We start from the raw sequence: 18,984 nt of genomic DNA on the forward strand, positions 1-18,984 counted from the left end.
GACCCACGGACATGACCACGCAGATCGTCGAGCCGCCTCGTTCGGCCGCAGCCGCCCGCCGCACCACCAACTGGGAGAAGTGGGGGTGGATCTACATGCGCGCCTCGGGCGTCCTGCTCGTCGTGCTGATCTTCGGCCACCTCTTCGTCAACATGGTCGCCGGGGAGGGCGTGAAGCAGATCGACTTCGCCTTCGTCGCCGGCAAGTGGGCCAACCCCTTCTGGCAGGTCTGGGACTCCCTGATGCTCGTCCTCGCCCTCGTGCACGGCTCGAACGGCATGCGGACGATCATCAACGACTACGTCGCGAAGCCCGGCGTCCGGAAGACCCTGCTGCTCGCGGTGCTCATCGCCTGCGTCGCGCTGATCGTGCTCGGTCTGCTCGTCTGCTGGACGTTCGACCCGTGCCCGGCCGGCGCCGCCGCAGCCGACCTGCCGTCGTTCTGCCCCGCGCAGTAGCAGCCGGTACGGCCCGGGCGCCACGAGCCCCGCGCATCGAGACCCACGCGCACGCCGCGACCACCCCGTCGGCGCGCTGACCCACCCTGAAAGGCCCCAGTGAGCGAGACCACCGTCCACCACCACCAGCACGACATCGTCATCATCGGCGCAGGCGGTGCCGGCATGCGTGCCGCCATCGAAGCCGGCCCGAAGGCGAAGACGGCCGTCATCTCGAAGCTCTACCCGACGCGCTCCCACACGGGTGCAGCCCAGGGCGGCATGGCCGCCGCCCTGGCGAACGTGGAGGAGGACTCGTGGGAGTGGCACACCTTCGACACGATCAAGGGCGGTGACTACCTGGTCGACCAGGACGCCGCCGAGATCCTGGCGAAGGAGGCGATCGACGCCGTCATCGACCTCGAGAACATGGGGCTGCCGTTCAACCGCACGCCCGAGGGCAAGATCGACCAGCGCCGCTTCGGCGGGCACACGCGCGACCACGGCAAGGCGCCCGTCCGCCGGGCCTGCTACGCGGCGGACCGCACGGGCCACATGATCCTGCAGACGCTGTTCCAGAACTGCGTGAAGCTCGGCGTCGAGTTCCACAACGAGTTCTACGCGCTCGACCTCGTCATGGTGGACGTCGTCGGCGACGACGGCGTCACCCGCCAGCAGCCCGCCGGTGTCGTCGCCTTCGAGCTCGCGACCGGTGAGCTGCACGTCTTCCACGCGAAGGCCGTGATCTTCGCGACCGGCGGCTTCGGCAAGATGTACAAGACGACGTCGAACGCCCACACCCTGACCGGTGACGGTGTCGGCATCGTGTGGCGTCAGGGCCTGCCGCTCGAGGACATGGAGTTCTTCCAGTTCCACCCGACCGGTCTCGCCGGCCTCGGCATCCTGCTCACCGAGGGTGCCCGCGGCGAGGGCGCGATCCTCCGCAACGCCTCGGGTGAGCGCTTCATGGAGCGGTACGCACCGACCATCAAGGACCTCGCGCCGCGCGACATCGTCGCCCGGTGCATGGTGCAGGAAGTGGCCGAGGGCCGTGGTGCCGGTCCGAACAAGGACTACGTGCTCCTCGACTGCACCCACCTCGGTGCCGAGGTCCTCGAGACGAAGCTCCCGGACATCACCGAGTTCGCCCGCACCTACCTCGGTGTCGACCCGGTCGTCGAGCCGGTGCCCGTGATGCCGACCGCGCACTACGCGATGGGCGGCATCCCGACCAACACCGACGCCGAGGTCCTGTACGACAACACCACGGTGGTGCCCGGCCTGTACGCCGCCGGCGAGTGCGCCTGTGTCTCCGTGCACGGCTCGAACCGCCTCGGCACGAACTCGCTGCTCGACATCAACGTCTTCGGCAAGCGCTCCGGCAACAACGCCGCCGAGTGGGTGCAGACCGCCGAGTTCCTGCCCCTGCCCGAGGACCCGGCCGCCGGGGTCCGCGGCATGCTCGAGCAGCTCCGCGCCTCGACCGGCACCGAGCGCATCGCCGTCCTGCGCAAGGAGCTGCAGGACGAGATGGACAAGAACGCGCAGGTGTTCCGCACCGACGAGTCGCTCGCGAAGATGACCGAGACGATCCACCAGCTGCGCGAGCGGTACCTGAACATCGCCGTGCAGGACAAGGGCAAGCGCTTCAACACCGACCTGCTCGAGGCCGTCGAGCTCGGGTTCCTCCTCGACCTGGCCGAGGTGGTCGTGTTCTCCGCCCGGAACCGCAAGGAGAGCCGCGGCGGCCACATGCGCGACGACTACCCGAAGCGCGACGACGAGAACTACATGCAGCACACCATGGCGTACCTGACGGGCGACCCGCACTCGTCACTCGCCGACGACCACATCACGCTCGACTGGAAGCCCGTCGTCGTGACGCGGTACGAGCCGATGGAGAGGAAGTACTGATGACCGACACCCTGGTCTCCGACAGCCCGCGCACCGACGCCGTGCAGAGCGCTCCTCCCGGATCGTTCCCCGTCACGATCATCGTCCGCCGGTTCGACCCGGACGTCGACGACGAGCCGCGCTGGCAGGACTTCGACGTGATGATGCTCCCGACCGACCGCATCCTCGACGCCCTGCACCAGATCAAGTGGGAGCAGGACGGCTCGCTGACGTTCCGCCGCTCCTGCGCACACGGCGTCTGCGGCTCGGACGCGATGCGCATCAACGGCCGCAACCGGCTCGCCTGCAAGACCCTGATCAAGGACCTCGACGTGTCGAAGCCGATCTACGTCGAGGCGATCAAGGGTCTGCCGCTCGAGAAGGACCTGGTCGTGGACATGGAGCCGTTCTTCCAGTCCTACCGCGAGGTCCAGCCGTTCCTGCAGGCGTCGAGCAAGCCGGAGAAGGGCAAGGAGCGCGTGCAGTCCGTCGCCGACCGCGCCCGCTTCGACGACACCACCAAGTGCATCCTGTGCGCCGCGTGCACCTCGTCGTGTCCGGTGTTCTGGACGGACGGGCAGTACTTCGGCCCGGCGGCCATCGTCAACGCGCACCGCTTCATCTTCGACTCGCGCGACGACTCGGCGAACGTGCGCCTCGACATCCTCAACGACAAGGAGGGCGTGTGGCGCTGCCGCACGACCTTCAACTGCACCGACGCCTGCCCGCGCGGCATCCAGGTGACGAAGGCGATCTCCGAGGTCAAGCAGGCGATCATGCGCGGCGGCGTGTGACGCATCGTCGCGCCGGGGGCACGGCGGTGTCTCGGCGAACGGCATGCGTGCGGCCGGTAGGCTCGCGCGCATGACGTTCGCGGAGACCCGCCCCATCCTCGACCAGCTCGGCTACACGATCCGGTACGTGCAGCTCCCCGGAGAGTCGCTCACCGAGCCCCCTGTCGAGGGCGCACTGCGTGTGGTCCCGACCGAGACGCACGACGACTTCGCGCTCGAGGTCGTCGACTACGGCACCGCGCGCCGACTCGCCACCGCCCGTGGCGAGCAGGACGCGGTCGAGATGCTGCGCCGCTTCCTGAACCGCGCCTTCCCCGCGCCGCGGGACATTCCCCGCCACGAGCTCGACGGGCTCCGCGACCGCGCGGCGTCGACGTACCCGCAGCTCGCCCAGCAGGTCCGCCAGGCCGGCCCGCAGGGGCTCACCATCCAGGTGCCGGCCGGCGTCCCCGTGGACCGCGTCGGCGGCCCCGACGGCTACCTGCTCCACCCGCTCGACACACCGCTCCCCCAGCGGTCGCTGCCGCCGCACGTCGCGGCGGCCCCCGAGGTGCACCGCTACGTCGTCGACCGGCCCTTCATGGTGACGGTCACGTTCGTGCAGCCCTGGTTCGACCAGCCGGGAGGCGCGCTCCGGTTCGCGACGGCCGACCCGTCGGTCACGGTGCGCGACCTCGTCGTGGACGGTTCGCTGGTCCGCCTCCGGGTGGTCTGAGACTCCGCACGGTCCTCCGGGACGACGAAGCGGCCCACCCCTGACGGGGCGGGCCGCTTCGTCGTGCCGGGGCCGATCAGGCCTGCGGGCGGGGTGCGTCCGGCTGGTCGTACTGCGCGCCGTTGGGGTTCGACTCCAGGCACCCGAAGACGATCCCGGCGACCCCTGCCGCGAAGGAGATCAGCCAGAAGGGACCGGCGAGCCCGGCGTCGTGCACACGACGCCACCCGAGTGCGAGCGACGGGATGAAGGTCGCGAGTCCCCAGAGGCTCAGCAGGCCGACGAACACGAGCGCGCCCCCGGGGAAGCCGCCGGTCGTGGTCGTGGTGCCGTACTCGTCCGTCGTGGTCGCACCGGCGGCCCAGACGAGGATCGCGGCGATGTAGCCGCCGAACAGGATCGTCACGACGATCGCGTTCGCCAGGTACCACCACCAGAACTCGCTGCGGCTCGCGCGTCCGTCGAAGCGGGCGTACTTCTTCCAGAACCGGACGAAGGCGTCGAGGAACCCGGCACCGTACCAGGGCGCCCAGAGCGGCGGTGCACCACTGGCGTCCGTCGGGATCGGCGCCTGCTGCCGGTACTGCGGGTACGGCTGGCCGTACGGCTGCTGCGGCTGCTGTCCGTACGGCTGCTGCGGCTGCTGTCCGTACGGCGGCTGCTGCCCGTACGGCTGCTGCCCGTACGGCTGCTGCTGGCCGTACGGCTGCTGAGGCTGCTGCCCGTACGGCTGCTGCGGCTGCTCCCCGTGCTGCTGGTCGTCGCTCATCGAGTGCCCTCCGGTCGGTCGTAGCGTGCGCCCTGCGGGTTCGACGGCAGGAGCCCGAAGACGATGCCGGCGATGCCGACGAACACCGCGATGATCCACAGCGCCCCGGGCAGGTTCGCGTCGTGCAGCCGGCGCCACCCGAGCGCCAGCGACGGGACGATCGTCGCGAGCCACCAGATCGCCGGCAGCACCAGCAGCGCCCAGAACAGCGGCGACGGCGGGTTCGTCACCCGGTACTCGACGCCGCTCAGGTCGACGGTCGTGTACTCGATCGTGGCGAAGCGGTACACCAAGGGGATGGTGGCGAGCACCAGTCCCACGACGGTGACGACGAGGTAGGCCCACCAGAACTCACTGCGGCTCGCCCGCCCGGAGAAGGTCGCGTACTTCGCGAAGAAGCGGCCGAGCGCCTGCCCGAAGGAGGCGCCGTAGCGCGGGGCCCACCGCGGCGGTTCTCCGCCCGCTGTCGGGTCCGGCTGCTGCGGCGACGCGCTCGGGTACGGCTGGTCGGACGTCATGTGGTCGCTCACGTGTTCCCCCTCGTGGTGTCGGTCGTGCGACGTACCCCACGAGTCAACCAGAAGTGGCCGTCACGGCACGAGCGCGAGCTTCCCACCGGGGTGCTGCGACTCGAGCAGCTCCGCCGCGGCCTTCGCCTCGGCCAGGGGGAACGTCCGGGCCACCGGCACCTCGAGCTCGCCCGCCGCCGCGAGGTCGACCAGCCGCTGCCGGACGGAGTCGCGGAACGCCTGACTCTCGGGCTGGCTGCCACCGACGGCGGGGAACCCGTCCTGCTGCGCGCGGCCGAAGGCCGCGATGGTCACGATGCGCGACCGGTCGGCCACGAGCGCCAGCGAGACGTCGACCGCCTCGTCCGTCCCGACGCAGTCCAGTGCCACGTCGATGCCGGAGGGTGCGAGGTCACGGATGCGCGCCTCCAGGCCGTCGCCGTACGCGACCCACTCGCCACCGAAGCGGCGGACGGTGTCGGCGTTCCGCTCGGAGGCGGTGCCGATCACGCGGGTGCCGAGCGGGCGGAGCAGCTGCAGGACCGCCACGCCCACCGCGCCGGACGCACCGTGCACCAGCACGGTGTCGCGTCCCTCGGCGCGGGTGACGCGGATCATGTCGGCCGCGGTCGTCCCGGCCAGCAGCAGGTTCGCCGCCTGGGGGTGGTCGAGGGACGCGGGCTTCGCGAAGACGTCGGCGGCGGGGACGGTGATGCGTTCTGCCCAGCCGCCCGCCACCCGGAAGGCGAGGACCTCGTCGCCGACCGCTCCCCCACCGGAGGCGATCTCGGTGTCGGGGCCGATCGCGCTGATCACTCCGGAGACCTCGTAGCCGACCGGGATCGGCAGGTCGGACGGGTCCCCCTGCCGGGTGTGCTTCGTGTCGGCGGGGTTCATGCCCGCCGCGCGGACGTCGATGGTGACCTCGCCGGTGCCGGGGGCGGACACCTCGGTGTCGACGTACTCGAGGACCTCGCTGCCGCCGAACTCGGGGGCGACCCAGTGCTTCGTCATGGGGTGGACGGTACGCCGCTCAGTAGAGGTCGCTCCTCACCCAGCGCGGATGATCTCGGTGACCTCGTTGGCCTGGAGCGTCGCCCACACCGCACGCACAGCCGACTCGGAGTCCAAGGTGTCGTCCGCTGTCAGGTAGCTGCCTCCGTCCGCTCGCTCGACGTGCACTCCAGACGTCGACGTCTCGACGGCTCCGAGCCGATCCGACACCCAGGTGCGCTGCCCGATCACCGGTGCGAACTTGCCTCGCCCCTCGGAGGCGACCGCTGCAGCGTCGTCGTACACCGCTGCGGAGTCGGGGTTCCAAGCTCGAGCGAGTCCGCAGAGGACACCCTCGGCGAGATCTGCGTCGATCGACAGTCGGTTCCCTCCTCGCAGCGGCCCAGCGATGGTGACCTGGACCCCGTTCGCCGGCATGCGACGGACGATCTTCGCGGACCCGACCCGGAAGCGGATCGAGATGAACCCCGCGCTCCCCTCTCGCGCGAGACCGAGTACGGAGCCGCGCACTGGGAACTCGATTCCCTCGGCGTCCCGGAAGACGTGCGCGGACACGATGGGCGTGAGCGACGAAGGGGCGGTGGACACGACGAAGTCGTCTTCCTCGACGAGCGCCCACCGGGCACCCGCTCCGAGGAGTACGTCGAGGGCTGCGAGCTGGACCGCGATGCGCTCTGCCAGCGCTTCTGGTTCCTCTCCACGAGCGTCCCACACGGCTCGAGCCGTCACCTGCGTCGTCCGTGACCAAGACGGGAAGGGCATCGACCGGCTCCTCCGTTCTCATCGGCGTGACGATGACCGCAGGTCATCCCCGTGGATCCTTGCACGAGCACGGTGTCGCGTCCCTCCACACGGATGGCGAGGACTGAACGGGACGCCGCTAGTCTGCTGGCGTGACGAGCCGCGATCGAGCCATGTCTCTCGAGCTCAGGTTCCGGTATGACGGGGCGCTGCTCCTCGAGCTGATGCGGGACGGGTACGACGCCATCGACTCGACGGTCGTGCAGGTCGACGACGAGGACCGGATCCGGGCAGTGCTCCGATGGTGGATCGCGTCTGCACCGCCGACTGCACGACGACGTGGCGAGCTCCCTGCTCGGAAGGAGTTCGGGTCTGCTCCGGCGTACGCCATCAGGGTCACGAAGGAACGCAGCGTCGACGCGGCGAAGCTCACCCGAGGCTCTGACGCCGCGTCGAGAGGCTTCGAGCAATGCCTCGCACACGGGCAGGTGGACCCGACATCGCCCGCGGCCGAGTCGTTCATCGGCGCAGTCGCACAGGGCGCGCCGCGGCTCTTCCGGAGCGAACAGCTGCGCGCCGAGAAGCGGCTGGCCGACGGGAGCTACACGGACGTCCTCCGCAGCTACCTCGAGGAGATGCAGGGCTTCGTCGATGCCAGCGACCAGCACGACGCCTACCACGGCGTCCGGGCCGGCATCGGTTCGATCCTCGACGACGAGCGCTACCTGACGCTCTCGCCGCGACGCGAGGTACGAGCGCTCTACGCGGCGCTCCTGACGGAGCAGAGCAACCTCTACCAGTGGTACATGGATCTCGCCAAGGGTGGGAACCAGTGGTCCCGAGGAGCTCGCTGATCCAGCCGGCCATCGCCACGCGCCTCCTGGAGACCTCGTCGGCATCCCCGATGGTCCGCCCTACGATTCCTTCCGCGGCCAGCACGACCCGGGCGACGTGCGCACGGCGGTCTTCAGGCGGTTCGACCCGTGCGAGGCAAGGTGGTGATTCCGAGTGCCTTGAGCGTTTCGCGGACCGCGGCAACTGCGGTCGGCGAGTCGAGCGCGTCGTCAGCTGCGAGCAGTGTTCCGCGGTACAGCGACGACTTGGCCACTCCCGAAGTCGTCAGGGGTACAGCACCCAGCCGCTCCGACACCCAGGTACGCTGGCCGACCACCGGCGCGAAGCGGCCCATGTCCTCCACCGCCCGCGCAGCCGCACGGTCGAAGGCTCCGGCGGAGTCCGGGTCCCACGCTCGCACAACCGTCGCCAGCACCTCCTCGATGAGTTCGACATCCGGCGCCCTCCGCTCGCCCTCCGCGACGGGCCCGACCACGGTCACGGACACGGCGTTCGCCGGTCGGCGACGCCCTGGGACGGAAGCTCCGACCTTCAGGCTCAGCGAGACGAAGCCGTGCTCCGCTTGACGGTTCATGATCACGCTGCAGCCGTGTTCCGGCCACGCGGACCCGTCAGCCCCGCGTTCGACACCGCGCTGCAACAGTTCATGAACCACCGCGACGTCGTAGCCGAGGACCGGGCCGACGCCGTCCACCTGCCAGGGCTCTCCGTCACCGAGGACCGCATCGACTCCTCGCAGCTGTGTCAGCAACGAATCGGTCAGATCGTCGGAGGACGAAGGTCGGCCGTCCCACTCGGCACGGAGCAGGACGCGCTCTCCGCAGACCCAACTCGGGAAACGCATCACCTTTGTCTCCTTCGGGTCTCATCTGCCGGAGGGGTGTCCGCGTTCGGAACGTTCCCGGGCCGCTGGCCCGTGCAGCCGAGACCCTCCCGGTTGCGCCACTCGATGAGACGCACCGAGGCATTCACCCGTGACACGAAGTCATCAAGAGCGGCCTCGTGGTCGAGGTGCTCGTGGACGCCTTCTTCTGACGCTCGTTCATCGGTGGTCGAGACCACCCAACGCCCGTTCCTCCGGTAGATGGACGACACATCGGGTTCGTCGTGCGGAGCATGCATCCAGTTGAACCTGATCTCCGCCGCTTCCGCCACGGCCAAGTGCCGACCAGCGTCGATGTCGTCCATACGCCCTCCCCGTGCTGGTCCATCGTCTCATCGAGGTCGGTTCGGCCTTCGCCAACGGCCCACCCGTCGTCGGTGACGTCCCACCACTCGTCGCCCCAGGATCAATGATCCAGGTGCCTCCTGCGGAGTTCCCCGTACCGGATGAACCCCTGGAGGCAGCCTCAGCCATGGCAAGCTCGTGTACGGCGCCGATGTCATCCACGGGTTCATCCTTCTCTCATCGCCGAGGGAACGCGTGCCACCGTCCCGGATCAACGGAGTCGACCAGCGCCAGCACTTCGGGCAGAGAGCGAGTCCGCACCCATGCAAGGTGACCGACGAGCGTCGAGCTCGCGTCGGAGAGCGCCCGGGCAACGTGATCTTCGCCCCCGTTGTCCCAGCGCAGCACCTTCCCGGGGCGGTCCTCGAGGACGACAACCCCATCGGGAACAGTCGTCAGACCGTCGAACCACGAGGCAGAACTGCGCCGTGCCCCTTCCCACAACAGGACGAATCGCTCTGCATCGTCGAGCCGACTGAACTCGGCAAGCGCCCAGGAGCTGCCCCTGTCGCGGATTTGGAAGGCAAAGCCCGAACCGGTCACTGCGATACGGAAGGTCGTCTCCAGCGTGCCGTACTCGAAGAGGACGGACCTCCCTCGTCTCACACCCGGAGCGGAGGACAGGTCCGGCGGTTCGTTGCCCACGAACTCGCCGAGAAGCTCGGCATCCTCTTGCGTGAGGCCGTCGTGATCAATCAAGAGTGAACGCCGTCCTCTGCATTACCTGCGGGACAACGGCCTCAGGGACGCCCGTGAGCATCAAGTCGGCCCCGTTCGTTGTGGGGGAACCTTGCTGTTGCAATGACGTTTCCGGGGACGAGAAGTACGTCGCTAGTCGCTGCCCATCCGGACGATGGTCGTCGAGCAGCACTGGCGGCTGCCCGGTCTGTGCTGTCCTGTCGTCGGTCTGCACCGTTCTCGGATCCCCTCGGCCGGTCGGAGACCGATCCCCGTAGATCCGGCCACGGCCGATTCCCGAGCCCCGTCATGTCGTCCATGTGCCCTCCCCGTACTGATCCATTGTTTCATCGAGGTCGCTCTGGGCCTTGCGAGCAGACGAAGGCGTTCAGCGCGAAGTGGCGGCTGCCGCCGCCGCGAACGCCGAGCGCGCGTCGAGCTGGAGCGCGCACGCTTCGATCTGGTCGAGCGGCACTCGTGCCACGGCCGAGGACTACACCGCATGAGCTGCCGGGAGAGCGCCGCCGAAACGGACTCGGTGCTCCGTGCCCGCTACGCTCCAGGTGAGGAGGACGCCGGCTCCGTTCGGCTCCACCGTGAACCCCTCGAGGAGTTCGTGCTCCTGGTCGGGAAGCCAATGAGCGATCGGCAGACCACGAGCATCTCGGATGTACCCGCACGCGTCCGCGATGATCCACGCTTCTGCGTCCTTGGCCGACCCGACTCGTGTGCCGGTAGGGGCGACACGCCCCCGGTCTCCACGCCACTGCTCGACCGACGTGTCCGACACCGAGTACCGCTGGAACGTCTCAGGGTCGCCGGACTGCACCCTTCGGGCTTCGCACGTGACGAGATCGTTCCAAGCGCGCAGCAGGACGTCCTCGAGGTACTGCAGGTCGGCGAACTCGCCTGGCTCGTCATCGGTCAAAGCAGGATCCCGAATCTCTCGAGGTCGTTGATGGAATTGCCGAGCCGGTCAATTGCGACCCGCACTGGTGCACGAACAGCGGCACCGGTCCTCGAGATCGAGTCGACCGTCGCCGACGGCACGGCTGTCATTCGTCGTGATCAGCCGACCGCAGATCTCGCCGATGTCCGGTGCAGCGAGCATCTCCTCGGCACTCCTGTCTTCCTCGCTCCCGATCAGCGCACCACTCCGCTGGCGATCAACGCCTTCAGGTCGCGCAGCAGCGTGATGAACATGTCGAGCGCTTCGGACTCGTCTTCGTAGTCTCGCGCGCCGATCTCCACCGCCCGTTCGTCGGTCGAGACGACCCGCAACCTCTGGTCGATCTCGTAGATCGCCACGGCGTCGGGCTTGCCGTTCGGCCGCTGGAACCAGATCGCACGCTCGAGACCCTCGCTCGCGATGATCGTCTTGGCTGAAGCTCGGTCCATGCTGTCCTCTCGATGAGATCGTCACCGTTCTCGGACTTCTTCAACGAGTCCGAGCCGCTTCAGCAACTCGACCGTCATCGGCATCTCACCCTGGCGGCCCCCACCCCGCGCGCCGAAGCTTGCTGCGATGTCACCCTGCGACGCACGACCCAGATCCTCGAAGGACGAGTTCAAGCGGCGCATGATCCTGTCGACGTCAGCTCGAACTACGTCGGAGGCGGCGTTGGAGTACCGCTCGACGCCCGCAAAGTCTCCGATGACACGATAGCGATGGCACTGCGAAGGATCCTCGAGGTACGGCAGCGACCGTTGGTCCTACGTGTAGGGCCGGATCCGGGAACGGGCGAAGTGTATCGACCATCCGGCGGTCCGTACCGGTCGAAGACGACGCCGATCTGCGGAACGAGGGGCTGTGTCGTCCGCCACCTGGTCAACGCTTCTTCTTCCGCCTACGCCACTCGATGAGACTCACTGAGGCGTTCACTCGTGACACGAAGTCCTCCAGAGCAGACTCGTAGTCGGCGTATTCGTGCACGGCCTCTTCCGACGCCCGTTCGTCGGTCGTCGAGACCACCCAACACCCGTCCGCTTCGTAGATGGATGACACATTCATGTCGTTGTGCGGAGCACGCATCCAGTTGAAGCCGATTCCCGCCGCCTCCGCCACGGCTAAGTGCCGCGTTGCGTCAATCTCGTCCATGTGGCTTCCCTTCCTAGTCCAACTCGCGGAGTAGGCCCAGTACTTCGAGCGTTTCCACCGGCAAGGGAAGCTTGATCTGAATCCCGCCGCCGGGACTGGCGAACCGCGCGGTTCCAGCAATCTCGCCCTGCAGGGTCTTCATGCTCGCGAGATCGTCCACGGAGCGGCCTCGTTCTGCGAGAAGTTGAGCCGCGATGGACTGTGCGTCGGGGTCCAGCGCGTCGTAGGCGCCCCGCAGGTCTCCCAAGTCACCGATGACCTCGTATCGATGATACTGATGCTCGTCCTCCAAGTACGGGAGCGCTCGCTCCTCGTAGGGGAACGGCCCGTCTTCCAGCACAGGTGACGTGAACGACCCCGATTCTGGCCCGTACCTGTCGAGGACTTGCCCTATCGGCGGTACAGTCTCATTGATGTCGATTCGACCCTCGCGAACGGCGAAGCCGTCGTTCGTGACGTCCGACCAGTCGATGCCGCCTCGAGAGTCGAGCACCTCGGGCCCCTTCGGAATCTGGACGTCATGCGGCCATTCACCTGTTGCCTCGAACTCACGCCCGAGTGACCCGTCGTGCGGCCATTGAGAGGCGAGGTAATGCTGTAGTTGCTCGGGTGACAGTCGACTTTCTCGGATGAGCCCGTCGATGGCAACACCTTCGGAGTCGACCGTGACATCGGAGTACTGGGCCGGGACGCGGCCGTGTGGGGGCGTGTCACCGGTGCCTCCGCCGCCGGCATCGGTCCCGTGACCACCATCGCCAGTCGATCCCCCGGACCCGCCCGTCGGCGCACCGGTCCCGTGACCACCGCCGCCGCTCGAGCCCGCGTCGGAGCCACCCCCGTGCACCGTGGTGCTCTCCCCATGGCCGCCACCGACCAACGCCGGCTCACGCTCGGGCGTGGGCGCGTTCGACTGTGCGCCCTCCGAGTGCGCGTGGGCGTTGGCGTTCGCCTGCGCGTGCGCGTCGGCCGCTGCGTCCGCCGCCCCCTCGCTCCGCGCCGCAGGCCCGTCGACCGCGCCGTCCGCATCGGCGTGCGTCCCGTGCCGCCACTCGTCGAGGTCGACCCGGAACTCGGCGATCCTCGTCCTGAAGCCGTCGGGCACGTGCTCGAAGCCGTCCGTCAGCACGCCCTTGAGGTCGCCGAGCTTCGGCAGGACCTTGGTCAGCCCCCTCGACGCCCAGGCTCCGGCGTCCACGAGGTCCAGGACCTTCCCCGCCTTGCTGATCGCCGACGCGACCTCGCCGGCCCGTCCGACGGTACTGACCTTGCTCGCGACGCCGACGACCGGGATGACGAGCGACGCGATGTTCCAGGCGCTCTCACCGAGCGCCGTGCCGGGGTCGTCGGCCCACTTGTCCCATGCCACGGTGCCCTTGAGCAGCCCGCCCCACCCGGCCTTGGCGGCGTCTCCGTCGAACCACTCGTTCGATTCCTTGTCGTACCCGATCAAGGAGCCGAGACTCTTCCAGGTGTCGACGAAGTTGTCGCCGCTCCACTTCCAGTCGCGGAAGCCGAGCAGTTCACCGAGGCCGCCGATGGTCCCGACGATGGCACCGTCCCAGACGACGCCCTTCACCAGGCGCGGCAGGAACCACGTCGTCTTCTCCGCGCAGGACTCGTTGCGCGACTCCGCAGTGCCCCACGGCAGCTTGGTACCCATCGGGAGTTCGTCGTACCCGTACCCGAGCGCGTCGTCGCCGGACCCGGTGATGGCGTGCAGCGCCGGCAGGCCGCTCAGGGAACGGATCGCGTTCGCGCACTTCCGTTCGGCGGCCTGGTACTCGACGACGCGGTTCGCGACGCCGTTGATGATGTCGTTGTTCTCGCCGTTGAGCGTCTCGTCCTGGTCCCAGCTCTCGGTCTGCGTGACCGGACCGTCCATCGTCTGGATGGTCTGCGGCTGGAACGCGGCGACGTCCCGCTGCAGCTGCTCGGCCCGCGCGACGTAGGCCTTGAGCGCAGCGACGATCGGGGTGGCTTCCTCGACGAAGGCGTCGAGTGCCTTCGCGGCGGAGTCGAGGTCGTCGCCGAACGTCGTGCCCTGCGGCCCGATCGGCGTCATGACGTCGAAGAGCTCCTGGTCGCTCGGCCCCTCGTACGAGCCGGAGATCGCGCTCCACGCGGTGACGATGTCGGCGGTGCCGTCCCGGACCGCGGACGCGACCGACCGCAGCGAGGTCGCACCGGCGGTGATGCCCTCGAGCTGCACGTCGGTGTACGGGATCTCCCCGATCTCGACGACGGCGTTCACCGGTCGAACATCCCGTCGAACGCGGTGAAGTTCCCGTCCTTCGACGCGGCGATCGCGTTCGCCTGAGCGGTCGAAGCCCCCATCTCGTCATCCCCCTCGACGATGGCGCGGGTCGCGCCCGTGGCGCCGTACAGCGACGCCTGGATCCGGTCCTGGATCCCCGTCAGCACGTCCTGCCGGTGTTCGAAGAACCCGGCGAGCGCCTCACCGATGACCTGGGACTGCGCAGCGGTCGCCGCGTCCTGCACGACGGTGGCGACGCCCTGGACGGACCCGTCCTCGGATCCGCCCAGGGCGTCGTTCATCGTCGTGGTCCTGGACGCGACGTCCTGCAGCACGGCCTCGACCCCCGCGGGATCGACCCGCCAGCCGTCGACCACGTCAGCCGATGTTGCCGACGGCCGACTTCGCCTTGCTGATCGCTGCCTGCGCCGACTCGTCGTTCGACTGCAGCGAGGAGCGCAGCGTGGCGATGATCTGCTTGACCTCGCCAGCGACGGTGTTCCACCGCTGCTCCTTGGCGTGGTACTCGTCCGAGACGCCGTCGGCCTGGTAGTCGGCCATCGCTGCCTTGACGTCGGAGTCACGCTGGGCGATGAGCGCCTCGAGCTGCGCCGCCACGGCGTTGAAGTTGTCCTGCGCGTTCTGCGATGCCGCGACGTCGTAGTCGCGACGGTCTGCCTGGTTGCCACCGCTCATGGTGTGTGCTCCCTCTCCCCGGAGTTCCGTCAGGCGCGGCCGCTGAAGCGGGCCGCGTCGAAGTTCGAGCTGCCCTCGAGCGAGCTCGTGGACTGCGCCATGTCCTGGTCGCCCTCCTGGAACGAGCGGTCCATGCCCGAGATGCCCTGGAGCACGCTGGCGAGCGCACCGTTCAGCTCGTTGGCGATGGTGTCCGTCTCGGACTTGAAGCGGTCGAACGCGGCACGTCCGGCACCGTTGAACCGCCCCTGGAGCGGCTCGGCCGAGTCGGCCAGCTTGCGGACCAGGGTCCCCAGGTCACCGGAAGCGCCGGACGTCTGCTTGGTCAGGTTGGTGAGGACCTGTGCCCCCATTGCGAACTTCATCGCTCATCCTCTCTGTCCTTCCCCCCACCCCTGTACGGGTGACAGCGAACGTGTGCAGCCTAGACCACCGCGCGCGACCCGTCACGTCCCCCGTCTGACATGATCGGTGGTGCCGACGGGAGGTGAGGCATGTCGTCGATCGTGGTCGAGACCGTGGTCCCCGTGATGACCTGTGGTCGCTGCGGGGCGCCGTCGACGCAGGGGCAGCGGTTCTGCACGGACTGCGGCACGCTGCTCGGCCGTACCGTCGCCGCGTCGGAGTACGACGCCCTGCGTGACGTCGCCGTCGCCCGTGCGGGCACCGTCGCGGTCGCACGTCTGGTCGACGTCGTCGTCTGCCTGCTCGGTGCCGCCGTGGGCGCCGCCCTCCTCTTCCTCGCCCACAGGGCGGTCCCGTCGTCCGACGCGGTCGGCACCACGATCGCCGGAGCGCTGCTCGGCGTCGTCGTGACGGCCGCGATCGTGGTGGTCCGCGCCTCCAGGACGGGTCGTGGTCCCGGCGGCGTCCTCCTCGCCACCCGCGTCGTCGACGTGGACGACGCGCTGCCCGCCGGGCCGTTCCGCCAGCTGACCCGCATCGGTCGCGGCGCACGCCGCGCGTCCGGCTCCGGCCCCTGGGCCGCCGCGACAGGCACGCTCACCGCCGCCCTCCGGCTCGGCCGCGAGCCGCTCTCCCCGGCACTGCCGCCCCTCGGGACGGCCTTCGGTCCGGCAGCGTCCGCGGGCGTGCGTCCGGGTTCCGCACCGGCGCGCGACCAGCCTGGAGGCCCGGTGCCGGTCGGCCTCGACGCCACCCGACGGTCGGTGGGCGCGTCCACCGCCCTCGCCGGCTTCGACGCGGTGCCCGCACCGGCTGCACCGGCCGCGCTGCCCCTCGACGAGTCGATCCCGGCGGACGCCGTCGTGCTCCGCTCCGAGCAGGGCGCCGTCCACTGGTTCCACGGGACCTGCGTCGTCGGCCGCAACCCCGAGGCGGAACCCGGCGTCGCGACCGTCGCGGTACCCGACCTGTCCCGGACGCTGTCGAAGACCCACGTCGCGCTCGTGCAGGCCGGCGGCGCGGTCGTGCTCCGCGACCTCGGTTCGACGAACGGCACCACCGTGGTGCGTCCCGACGGCTCGTTCGAGGTCCTCGTCGCCGGCGTGGACGTCGTGGTGGACGGCGGCTCGACCGTCCGCATCGGCGACCACGCCTTCTCGGTCGTCCGCACCGGAGCGGCGTCGTGAGCCCGTTCGGTGCGGGCCGGCGGACGGACCAGACGGATGACCGCCCGCCGGCACGGCACCCGCTCCTCGACTCCGTCGGTGACGGCAGCGTGCGCATCGAGAGCCGGGCCGCCGTCGTGCGGCTCGGGCGGGCGCAGACCGACCTGCTCGGACGCGCCGCGGACGTCGGAGCGCGGCCGATCCTCGTGACCGACGGCCTGTCCGTCGTGACCGAGGCCTTCCGGCAGGCGCTGCTCGACGCGGGCGGCGCGTGGGCCGTCCGCGGTGACGACGGCCTGCGGAACGGGCTCGACGGCCGTCGACTCGACGCGTTCCCGGACGCCGTGCGGACCGGGCCACCGCGATCGGTCGACGAGGTCGCGGTCAGCTTCCTCCGCCCGGTCGCGCCGACCGCCGACCAGCTCGTGGTCTCGGTGTCGGTGCGGCACCGTGCCGCCGCCGAGACCGTGCTCGGCACGACGTCCGAGCTGCTCGCGACCGAGCTCGCCGGCGCCGCGCCCACGGGCTGGGGCACGCACGAACCCGCCGGACGCCCGTGGGACCGTCGCACGCTGACCGAGGCCGCGCGGGACCGCATGCCGGACCCGACCCGGTTCGTCGTCGTGGGATCGGCGGCGGCTCCCGTCGCGTTCACCGTGACCGCCCAGCGCACCGACCAGGGGGTCGAGGAACTCACCACGGGTCTGCTCTCGGCGGGCGCGCCGGGGGACGCGGCCGCCACCGCCCGGGTCGAGGCCGTCCCGCAGGTGCTCGGACGGCTCGCCGCCACCCAACTCCCGCTCTTCGCGCTCGTCCTGCGTCGCCCGGGTCGCGCCGACCTCGCGCAGGCGCCGCGCATGCCGTTCCCGCCGGTCCCGGTGGCCGTGCTCCTCGGGGCGCCCGCCGTCCGGCAGCTCGGGCTGGACCCCGCGGTGATGCGCGACCGCTTCGGCGCCGTCGTCGCGGGGAAGCCACGGATCCCGGCGCTCGTGCTGCCGTTCGGTCGACACCGCGACCGCAGCCCGGTCGAGGAGCTCCGCGACCTGGTCGAGCACGTCGGGCAGGACCGGGTGGCGGAAGCGGCGGGCATGGACGAGTCGACGAGGGAACAGGTGCGGCGTGCCACGGAACAGTGACTCGATCCTGCTCGAGAGCGTGGCGACGCACCGTCGACGGCTCCGACAGGCGTTCGTCCTCGGGCGCCTGGCCGACCGGCGGCTCGTGAACGACAACGTCAAGCGCCTCATCGGCAGCGTCGTGCTCGCGGCGGTCGTCGGGGTGGGCTGCCTCGGGTACTCGTTCGTCACGAACGCCCTCGCCCAGCAGGCCGCGCAGCAACAGCAGCAACAGGAGACGAAGTGACCGACTTCACCCGTGTGACGGTGGTCGGCGCCGGCCGTCGCGCCGACGTCGTCGTGGCGTCCGACGAGCCGTTCGCCGGGCTCCTCCCCCGGTTCGTCGACATCCTCGACGAGCCGATCGCCGACTCCGCGCACCCGATCGCCCTCGTGCGGGTCACCGGAGAAGCGGTCTCGCTGGCGGACGACGCAGCGACGCAGGAGATCGGCGACGGCGAGGTCCTGCACCTCGTCCGACGCGCGGACGCTCCGCCGCCGCCCGAGGTCTCCGACGTGACCGACGCCGTGGCCGACACCCTCGGCAGGCGGCACGACGGCTGGGGCACGGCCGCGCGCCAGGCCGTCGCCGCCGCGGCCGTCGGGACGACCGCGGTCGTCACGGGGACGCTCGTGGTGGCGGCGTCCGCCGTGGCCTCGGTCCGCGCTGCCTTCACGGGCGACGTCGGGACGCTCCACCCTGCCCTCGTGCCGGCCGTGCTGGTCGGCACCGGGGTCGTCCTCGCCGTGGCCGCGCTCGTCGCCGGTCGCGCCGGTGCCCGGTGGACCGGCATCGTCCTCACGGCAGCGGCGACCGGACTCGCCCTGCCGATCGGTCTCGCGCTCGGGCCCCTCCTCGCCGCCGGGGGTCCCGCTCCCGCCGTGACCGCCGCGGTGGTGCTCGTCTGGGCGTGGATCGCACTCGGTCTCGGGCTCGGTGTCGGCGGGCGGACCCGGACGGTCGGCGTGGCCGCCGTCGTCGGCGTCGTGCTGCCCCTGCTCGGCATGGTGACGTGGGCCACCCCCGCGCCGACCGCCGCCGGGTGGGGCGTGGTGGCGGTGGCCTCGATCGCGATGTGCGGTCTCCTGCCGTCCGTCGCGATGTCGACCGCGGGCCTCACCGGCCTGGACGACCAGGTCAGCGGCGGCGAGCCCGTCGCGCGCGGACGTGTGCTCACCGCCCTCGACGACGCGTACCGGGCACTCGACTGGACGACCGCTGCGGTCGCGGCCCCGATCGGCCTCGCCGGGGCCGCCCTCGTCGCCGACGACGACCCCTGGGCGATCGGCCTCGGTGCCGCGACGGTCGTGGTCGCGGCACTCCGCACCCGCGCCTTCCCGCTGGCGGTGCAGGGCGTCCTGCTCTGGTCGGCCGTGGTGGTCGCCGCGGTGCTCGGTCTGGTCGGACACACCGCCACGGCTCCCGCCACGGTGCTCGGCGCGACGGCGGGCACCGGCGTCCTCGCGGCCCTGCTGGCCGGGGTGCGCCCGGCGGCACACGGGCGTGCCCGCCTCCGCTCGCTCGGCAACGTGCTCGAGACGGTCTCGGTGGTCGTGATGCTCCCGCTGCTGCTCGGTACCTTCGGCCTCTTCGCCGCGCTCCTGGAGACCTTCTGA

The 18,984-nt window shown here is 70.2% G+C and carries 22 protein-coding genes; 9 read left to right on the forward strand and 13 right to left on the reverse strand.

The features are described 5' to 3' along the window. The first annotated feature begins 11 nt into the window (after positions 1 to 11). The 4 genes from sdhD to ACIPEQ_RS08850 all read left to right on the forward strand — a co-directional run bounded on the left by sdhD (position 12) and on the right by ACIPEQ_RS08850 (position 3,839). Positions 12 to 458: a succinate dehydrogenase, hydrophobic membrane anchor protein gene (gene sdhD, locus ACIPEQ_RS08835; RefSeq protein WP_126891009.1), complete on the forward strand. Its 447-nt coding sequence runs from the start codon at positions 12 to 14 to the stop codon at positions 456 to 458. 99 nt (positions 459 to 557) lie between these two features. Then, on the forward strand, positions 558 to 2,351 hold the full coding sequence (gene sdhA / locus ACIPEQ_RS08840; RefSeq protein ID WP_402714863.1) for a succinate dehydrogenase flavoprotein subunit: 1,794 nt from the start codon (positions 558 to 560) through the stop codon (positions 2,349 to 2,351). Continuing rightward, positions 2,351 to 3,124, forward strand: a complete 774-nt coding sequence (locus tag ACIPEQ_RS08845) for a succinate dehydrogenase iron-sulfur subunit (protein ID WP_402714864.1) — start codon at positions 2,351 to 2,353, stop codon at positions 3,122 to 3,124. Before sdhA ends, ACIPEQ_RS08845 begins: the two co-directional genes overlap by 1 nt. A 70-nt stretch (positions 3,125 to 3,194) precedes the next feature. Next, on the forward strand, positions 3,195 to 3,839 hold the full coding sequence (locus ACIPEQ_RS08850; RefSeq protein WP_209824149.1) for a glycohydrolase toxin TNT-related protein: 645 nt from the start codon (positions 3,195 to 3,197) through the stop codon (positions 3,837 to 3,839). 76 nt (positions 3,840 to 3,915) lie between these two features. Here the strand turns inward: ACIPEQ_RS08850 and ACIPEQ_RS08855 are convergent, their stop codons facing one another. The 4 genes from ACIPEQ_RS08855 to ACIPEQ_RS08870 are packed head-to-tail and all read right to left on the reverse strand — an operon-like array spanning position 3,916 to position 6,893. Then, complete coding sequence (locus ACIPEQ_RS08855; protein WP_402714865.1) at positions 3,916 to 4,608, reverse strand: DUF805 domain-containing protein; 693 nt, start codon at positions 4,606 to 4,608, stop codon at positions 3,916 to 3,918. Next, positions 4,605 to 5,138 carry a DUF805 domain-containing protein gene (locus ACIPEQ_RS08860; protein ID WP_402714866.1) on the reverse strand — a complete coding sequence of 178 codons (534 nt, stop codon included), beginning with the start codon at positions 5,136 to 5,138 and terminating at the stop codon, positions 4,605 to 4,607. Before ACIPEQ_RS08860 ends, ACIPEQ_RS08855 begins: the two co-directional genes overlap by 4 nt. A 60-nt stretch (positions 5,139 to 5,198) precedes the next feature. After that, positions 5,199 to 6,131 (reverse strand): NADP-dependent oxidoreductase, encoded by a 933-nt coding sequence (locus ACIPEQ_RS08865; RefSeq protein WP_402714867.1) that lies wholly within the window; start codon positions 6,129 to 6,131, stop codon positions 5,199 to 5,201. Between the two features lie 36 nt (positions 6,132 to 6,167). Continuing rightward, positions 6,168 to 6,893, reverse strand: a complete 726-nt coding sequence (locus ACIPEQ_RS08870; protein WP_402714868.1) for a hypothetical protein — start codon at positions 6,891 to 6,893, stop codon at positions 6,168 to 6,170. Positions 6,894 to 7,045: 152 nt separating this feature from the next. Between ACIPEQ_RS08870 and ACIPEQ_RS08875 the strand changes: the two genes are divergently transcribed. Next, positions 7,046 to 7,726, forward strand: a complete 681-nt coding sequence (locus tag ACIPEQ_RS08875) for a hypothetical protein (RefSeq protein WP_402714869.1) — start codon at positions 7,046 to 7,048, stop codon at positions 7,724 to 7,726. Between the two features lie 113 nt (positions 7,727 to 7,839). On the opposite strand, the gene ACIPEQ_RS08880 is transcribed toward ACIPEQ_RS08875, so the two are convergent. The 9 genes from ACIPEQ_RS08880 to ACIPEQ_RS08920 form a co-directional block, all read right to left on the reverse strand. Beyond that, positions 7,840 to 8,574: a hypothetical protein gene (locus ACIPEQ_RS08880; RefSeq protein ID WP_402714870.1), complete on the reverse strand. Its 735-nt coding sequence runs from the start codon at positions 8,572 to 8,574 to the stop codon at positions 7,840 to 7,842. After that, positions 8,571 to 8,915: a hypothetical protein gene (locus ACIPEQ_RS08885; RefSeq protein ID WP_402714871.1), complete on the reverse strand. Its 345-nt coding sequence runs from the start codon at positions 8,913 to 8,915 to the stop codon at positions 8,571 to 8,573. Before ACIPEQ_RS08885 ends, ACIPEQ_RS08880 begins: the two co-directional genes overlap by 4 nt. Before the next feature lie 217 nt (positions 8,916 to 9,132). After that, entirely contained in the window at positions 9,133 to 9,654 is a 522-nt protein-coding gene (locus ACIPEQ_RS08890) for a hypothetical protein (RefSeq protein ID WP_402714872.1), read from the reverse strand. A 1,122-nt stretch (positions 9,655 to 10,776) separates the two neighbouring features. Next, positions 10,777 to 11,031: a hypothetical protein gene (locus tag ACIPEQ_RS08895; protein WP_250367313.1), complete on the reverse strand. Its 255-nt coding sequence runs from the start codon at positions 11,029 to 11,031 to the stop codon at positions 10,777 to 10,779. A gap of 430 nt (positions 11,032 to 11,461) precedes the next feature. Then, positions 11,462 to 11,731, reverse strand: coding sequence for a hypothetical protein (locus tag ACIPEQ_RS08900; RefSeq protein WP_250367314.1), 270 nt, complete (start codon positions 11,729 to 11,731; stop codon positions 11,462 to 11,464). 13 nt (positions 11,732 to 11,744) lie between these two features. Continuing rightward, positions 11,745 to 13,982 carry a TNT domain-containing protein gene (locus ACIPEQ_RS08905; RefSeq protein ID WP_402714873.1) on the reverse strand — a complete coding sequence of 746 codons (2,238 nt, stop codon included), beginning with the start codon at positions 13,980 to 13,982 and terminating at the stop codon, positions 11,745 to 11,747. Continuing rightward, positions 13,979 to 14,362 (reverse strand): DUF6507 family protein, encoded by a 384-nt coding sequence (locus tag ACIPEQ_RS08910; protein WP_402714874.1) that lies wholly within the window; start codon positions 14,360 to 14,362, stop codon positions 13,979 to 13,981. The genes ACIPEQ_RS08905 and ACIPEQ_RS08910 overlap by 4 nt, the downstream gene beginning before the upstream one ends. Before the next feature lies 1 nt (position 14,363). After that, positions 14,364 to 14,681 (reverse strand): pore-forming ESAT-6 family protein, encoded by a 318-nt coding sequence (locus tag ACIPEQ_RS08915; RefSeq protein WP_111227082.1) that lies wholly within the window; start codon positions 14,679 to 14,681, stop codon positions 14,364 to 14,366. A gap of 29 nt (positions 14,682 to 14,710) precedes the next feature. Next, positions 14,711 to 15,046 (reverse strand): WXG100 family type VII secretion target, encoded by a 336-nt coding sequence (locus ACIPEQ_RS08920; protein WP_079236509.1) that lies wholly within the window; start codon positions 15,044 to 15,046, stop codon positions 14,711 to 14,713. 129 nt (positions 15,047 to 15,175) lie between these two features. Here ACIPEQ_RS08920 and ACIPEQ_RS08925 point away from each other — a divergent pair, with 129 nt between their 5' ends. Genes ACIPEQ_RS08925 through ACIPEQ_RS08940 form a run of 4 tightly spaced genes read left to right on the forward strand, consistent with a single transcriptional unit; the run spans position 15,176 to position 18,984 of the window. Further along, positions 15,176 to 16,273 carry an FHA domain-containing protein gene (locus tag ACIPEQ_RS08925; protein ID WP_402714875.1) on the forward strand — a complete coding sequence of 366 codons (1,098 nt, stop codon included), beginning with the start codon at positions 15,176 to 15,178 and terminating at the stop codon, positions 16,271 to 16,273. After that, the gene (locus tag ACIPEQ_RS08930) at positions 16,270 to 17,388 is read left to right on the forward strand and encodes a DUF6177 family protein (protein WP_402714876.1); all 1,119 of its coding nucleotides are present in this window, start codon (positions 16,270 to 16,272) and stop codon (positions 17,386 to 17,388) included. Before ACIPEQ_RS08925 ends, ACIPEQ_RS08930 begins: the two co-directional genes overlap by 4 nt. Further along, the gene (locus ACIPEQ_RS08935; protein WP_250367320.1) at positions 17,372 to 17,614 is read left to right on the forward strand and encodes a hypothetical protein; all 243 of its coding nucleotides are present in this window, start codon (positions 17,372 to 17,374) and stop codon (positions 17,612 to 17,614) included. Before ACIPEQ_RS08930 ends, ACIPEQ_RS08935 begins: the two co-directional genes overlap by 17 nt. Further along, positions 17,611 to 18,984 carry an EsaB/YukD family protein gene (locus ACIPEQ_RS08940; RefSeq protein ID WP_402714877.1) on the forward strand — a complete coding sequence of 458 codons (1,374 nt, stop codon included), beginning with the start codon at positions 17,611 to 17,613 and terminating at the stop codon, positions 18,982 to 18,984. The genes ACIPEQ_RS08935 and ACIPEQ_RS08940 overlap by 4 nt, the downstream gene beginning before the upstream one ends.

The sequence above is a fragment of the Curtobacterium sp. NPDC087080 genome (genome assembly GCF_044745105.1).
Taxonomy (GTDB): Bacteria; Actinomycetota; Actinomycetes; order Actinomycetales; family Microbacteriaceae; genus Curtobacterium.

Coding starts and splice junctions, on each gene's coding strand:
- ACIPEQ_RS08845 (WP_402714864.1), top strand. CDS start 2,351: ATGACCGACACCCTGGTCTCCGACAGCCCGCGCACCGACGCCGTGCAG.
- ACIPEQ_RS08870 (WP_402714868.1), bottom strand. CDS start 6,893: ATGCCCTTCCCGTCTTGGTCACGGACGACGCAGGTGACGGCTCGAGCC.
- ACIPEQ_RS08885 (WP_402714871.1), bottom strand. CDS start 8,915: ATGGACGACATCGACGCTGGTCGGCACTTGGCCGTGGCGGAAGCGGCG.
- ACIPEQ_RS08925 (WP_402714875.1), top strand. CDS start 15,176: ATGTCGTCGATCGTGGTCGAGACCGTGGTCCCCGTGATGACCTGTGGT.
- ACIPEQ_RS08855 (WP_402714865.1), bottom strand. CDS start 4,608: ATGAGCGACGACCAGCAGCACGGGGAGCAGCCGCAGCAGCCGTACGGG.
- ACIPEQ_RS08920 (WP_079236509.1), bottom strand. CDS start 15,046: ATGAAGTTCGCAATGGGGGCACAGGTCCTCACCAACCTGACCAAGCAG.
- ACIPEQ_RS08895 (WP_250367313.1), bottom strand. CDS start 11,031: ATGGACCGAGCTTCAGCCAAGACGATCATCGCGAGCGAGGGTCTCGAG.
- ACIPEQ_RS08915 (WP_111227082.1), bottom strand. CDS start 14,681: ATGAGCGGTGGCAACCAGGCAGACCGTCGCGACTACGACGTCGCGGCA.
- sdhD (WP_126891009.1), top strand. CDS start 12: ATGACCACGCAGATCGTCGAGCCGCCTCGTTCGGCCGCAGCCGCCCGC.
- ACIPEQ_RS08850 (WP_209824149.1), top strand. CDS start 3,195: ATGACGTTCGCGGAGACCCGCCCCATCCTCGACCAGCTCGGCTACACG.
- ACIPEQ_RS08900 (WP_250367314.1), bottom strand. CDS start 11,731: ATGGACGAGATTGACGCAACGCGGCACTTAGCCGTGGCGGAGGCGGCG.
- ACIPEQ_RS08865 (WP_402714867.1), bottom strand. CDS start 6,131: ATGACGAAGCACTGGGTCGCCCCCGAGTTCGGCGGCAGCGAGGTCCTC.
- ACIPEQ_RS08875 (WP_402714869.1), top strand. CDS start 7,046: ATGTCTCTCGAGCTCAGGTTCCGGTATGACGGGGCGCTGCTCCTCGAG.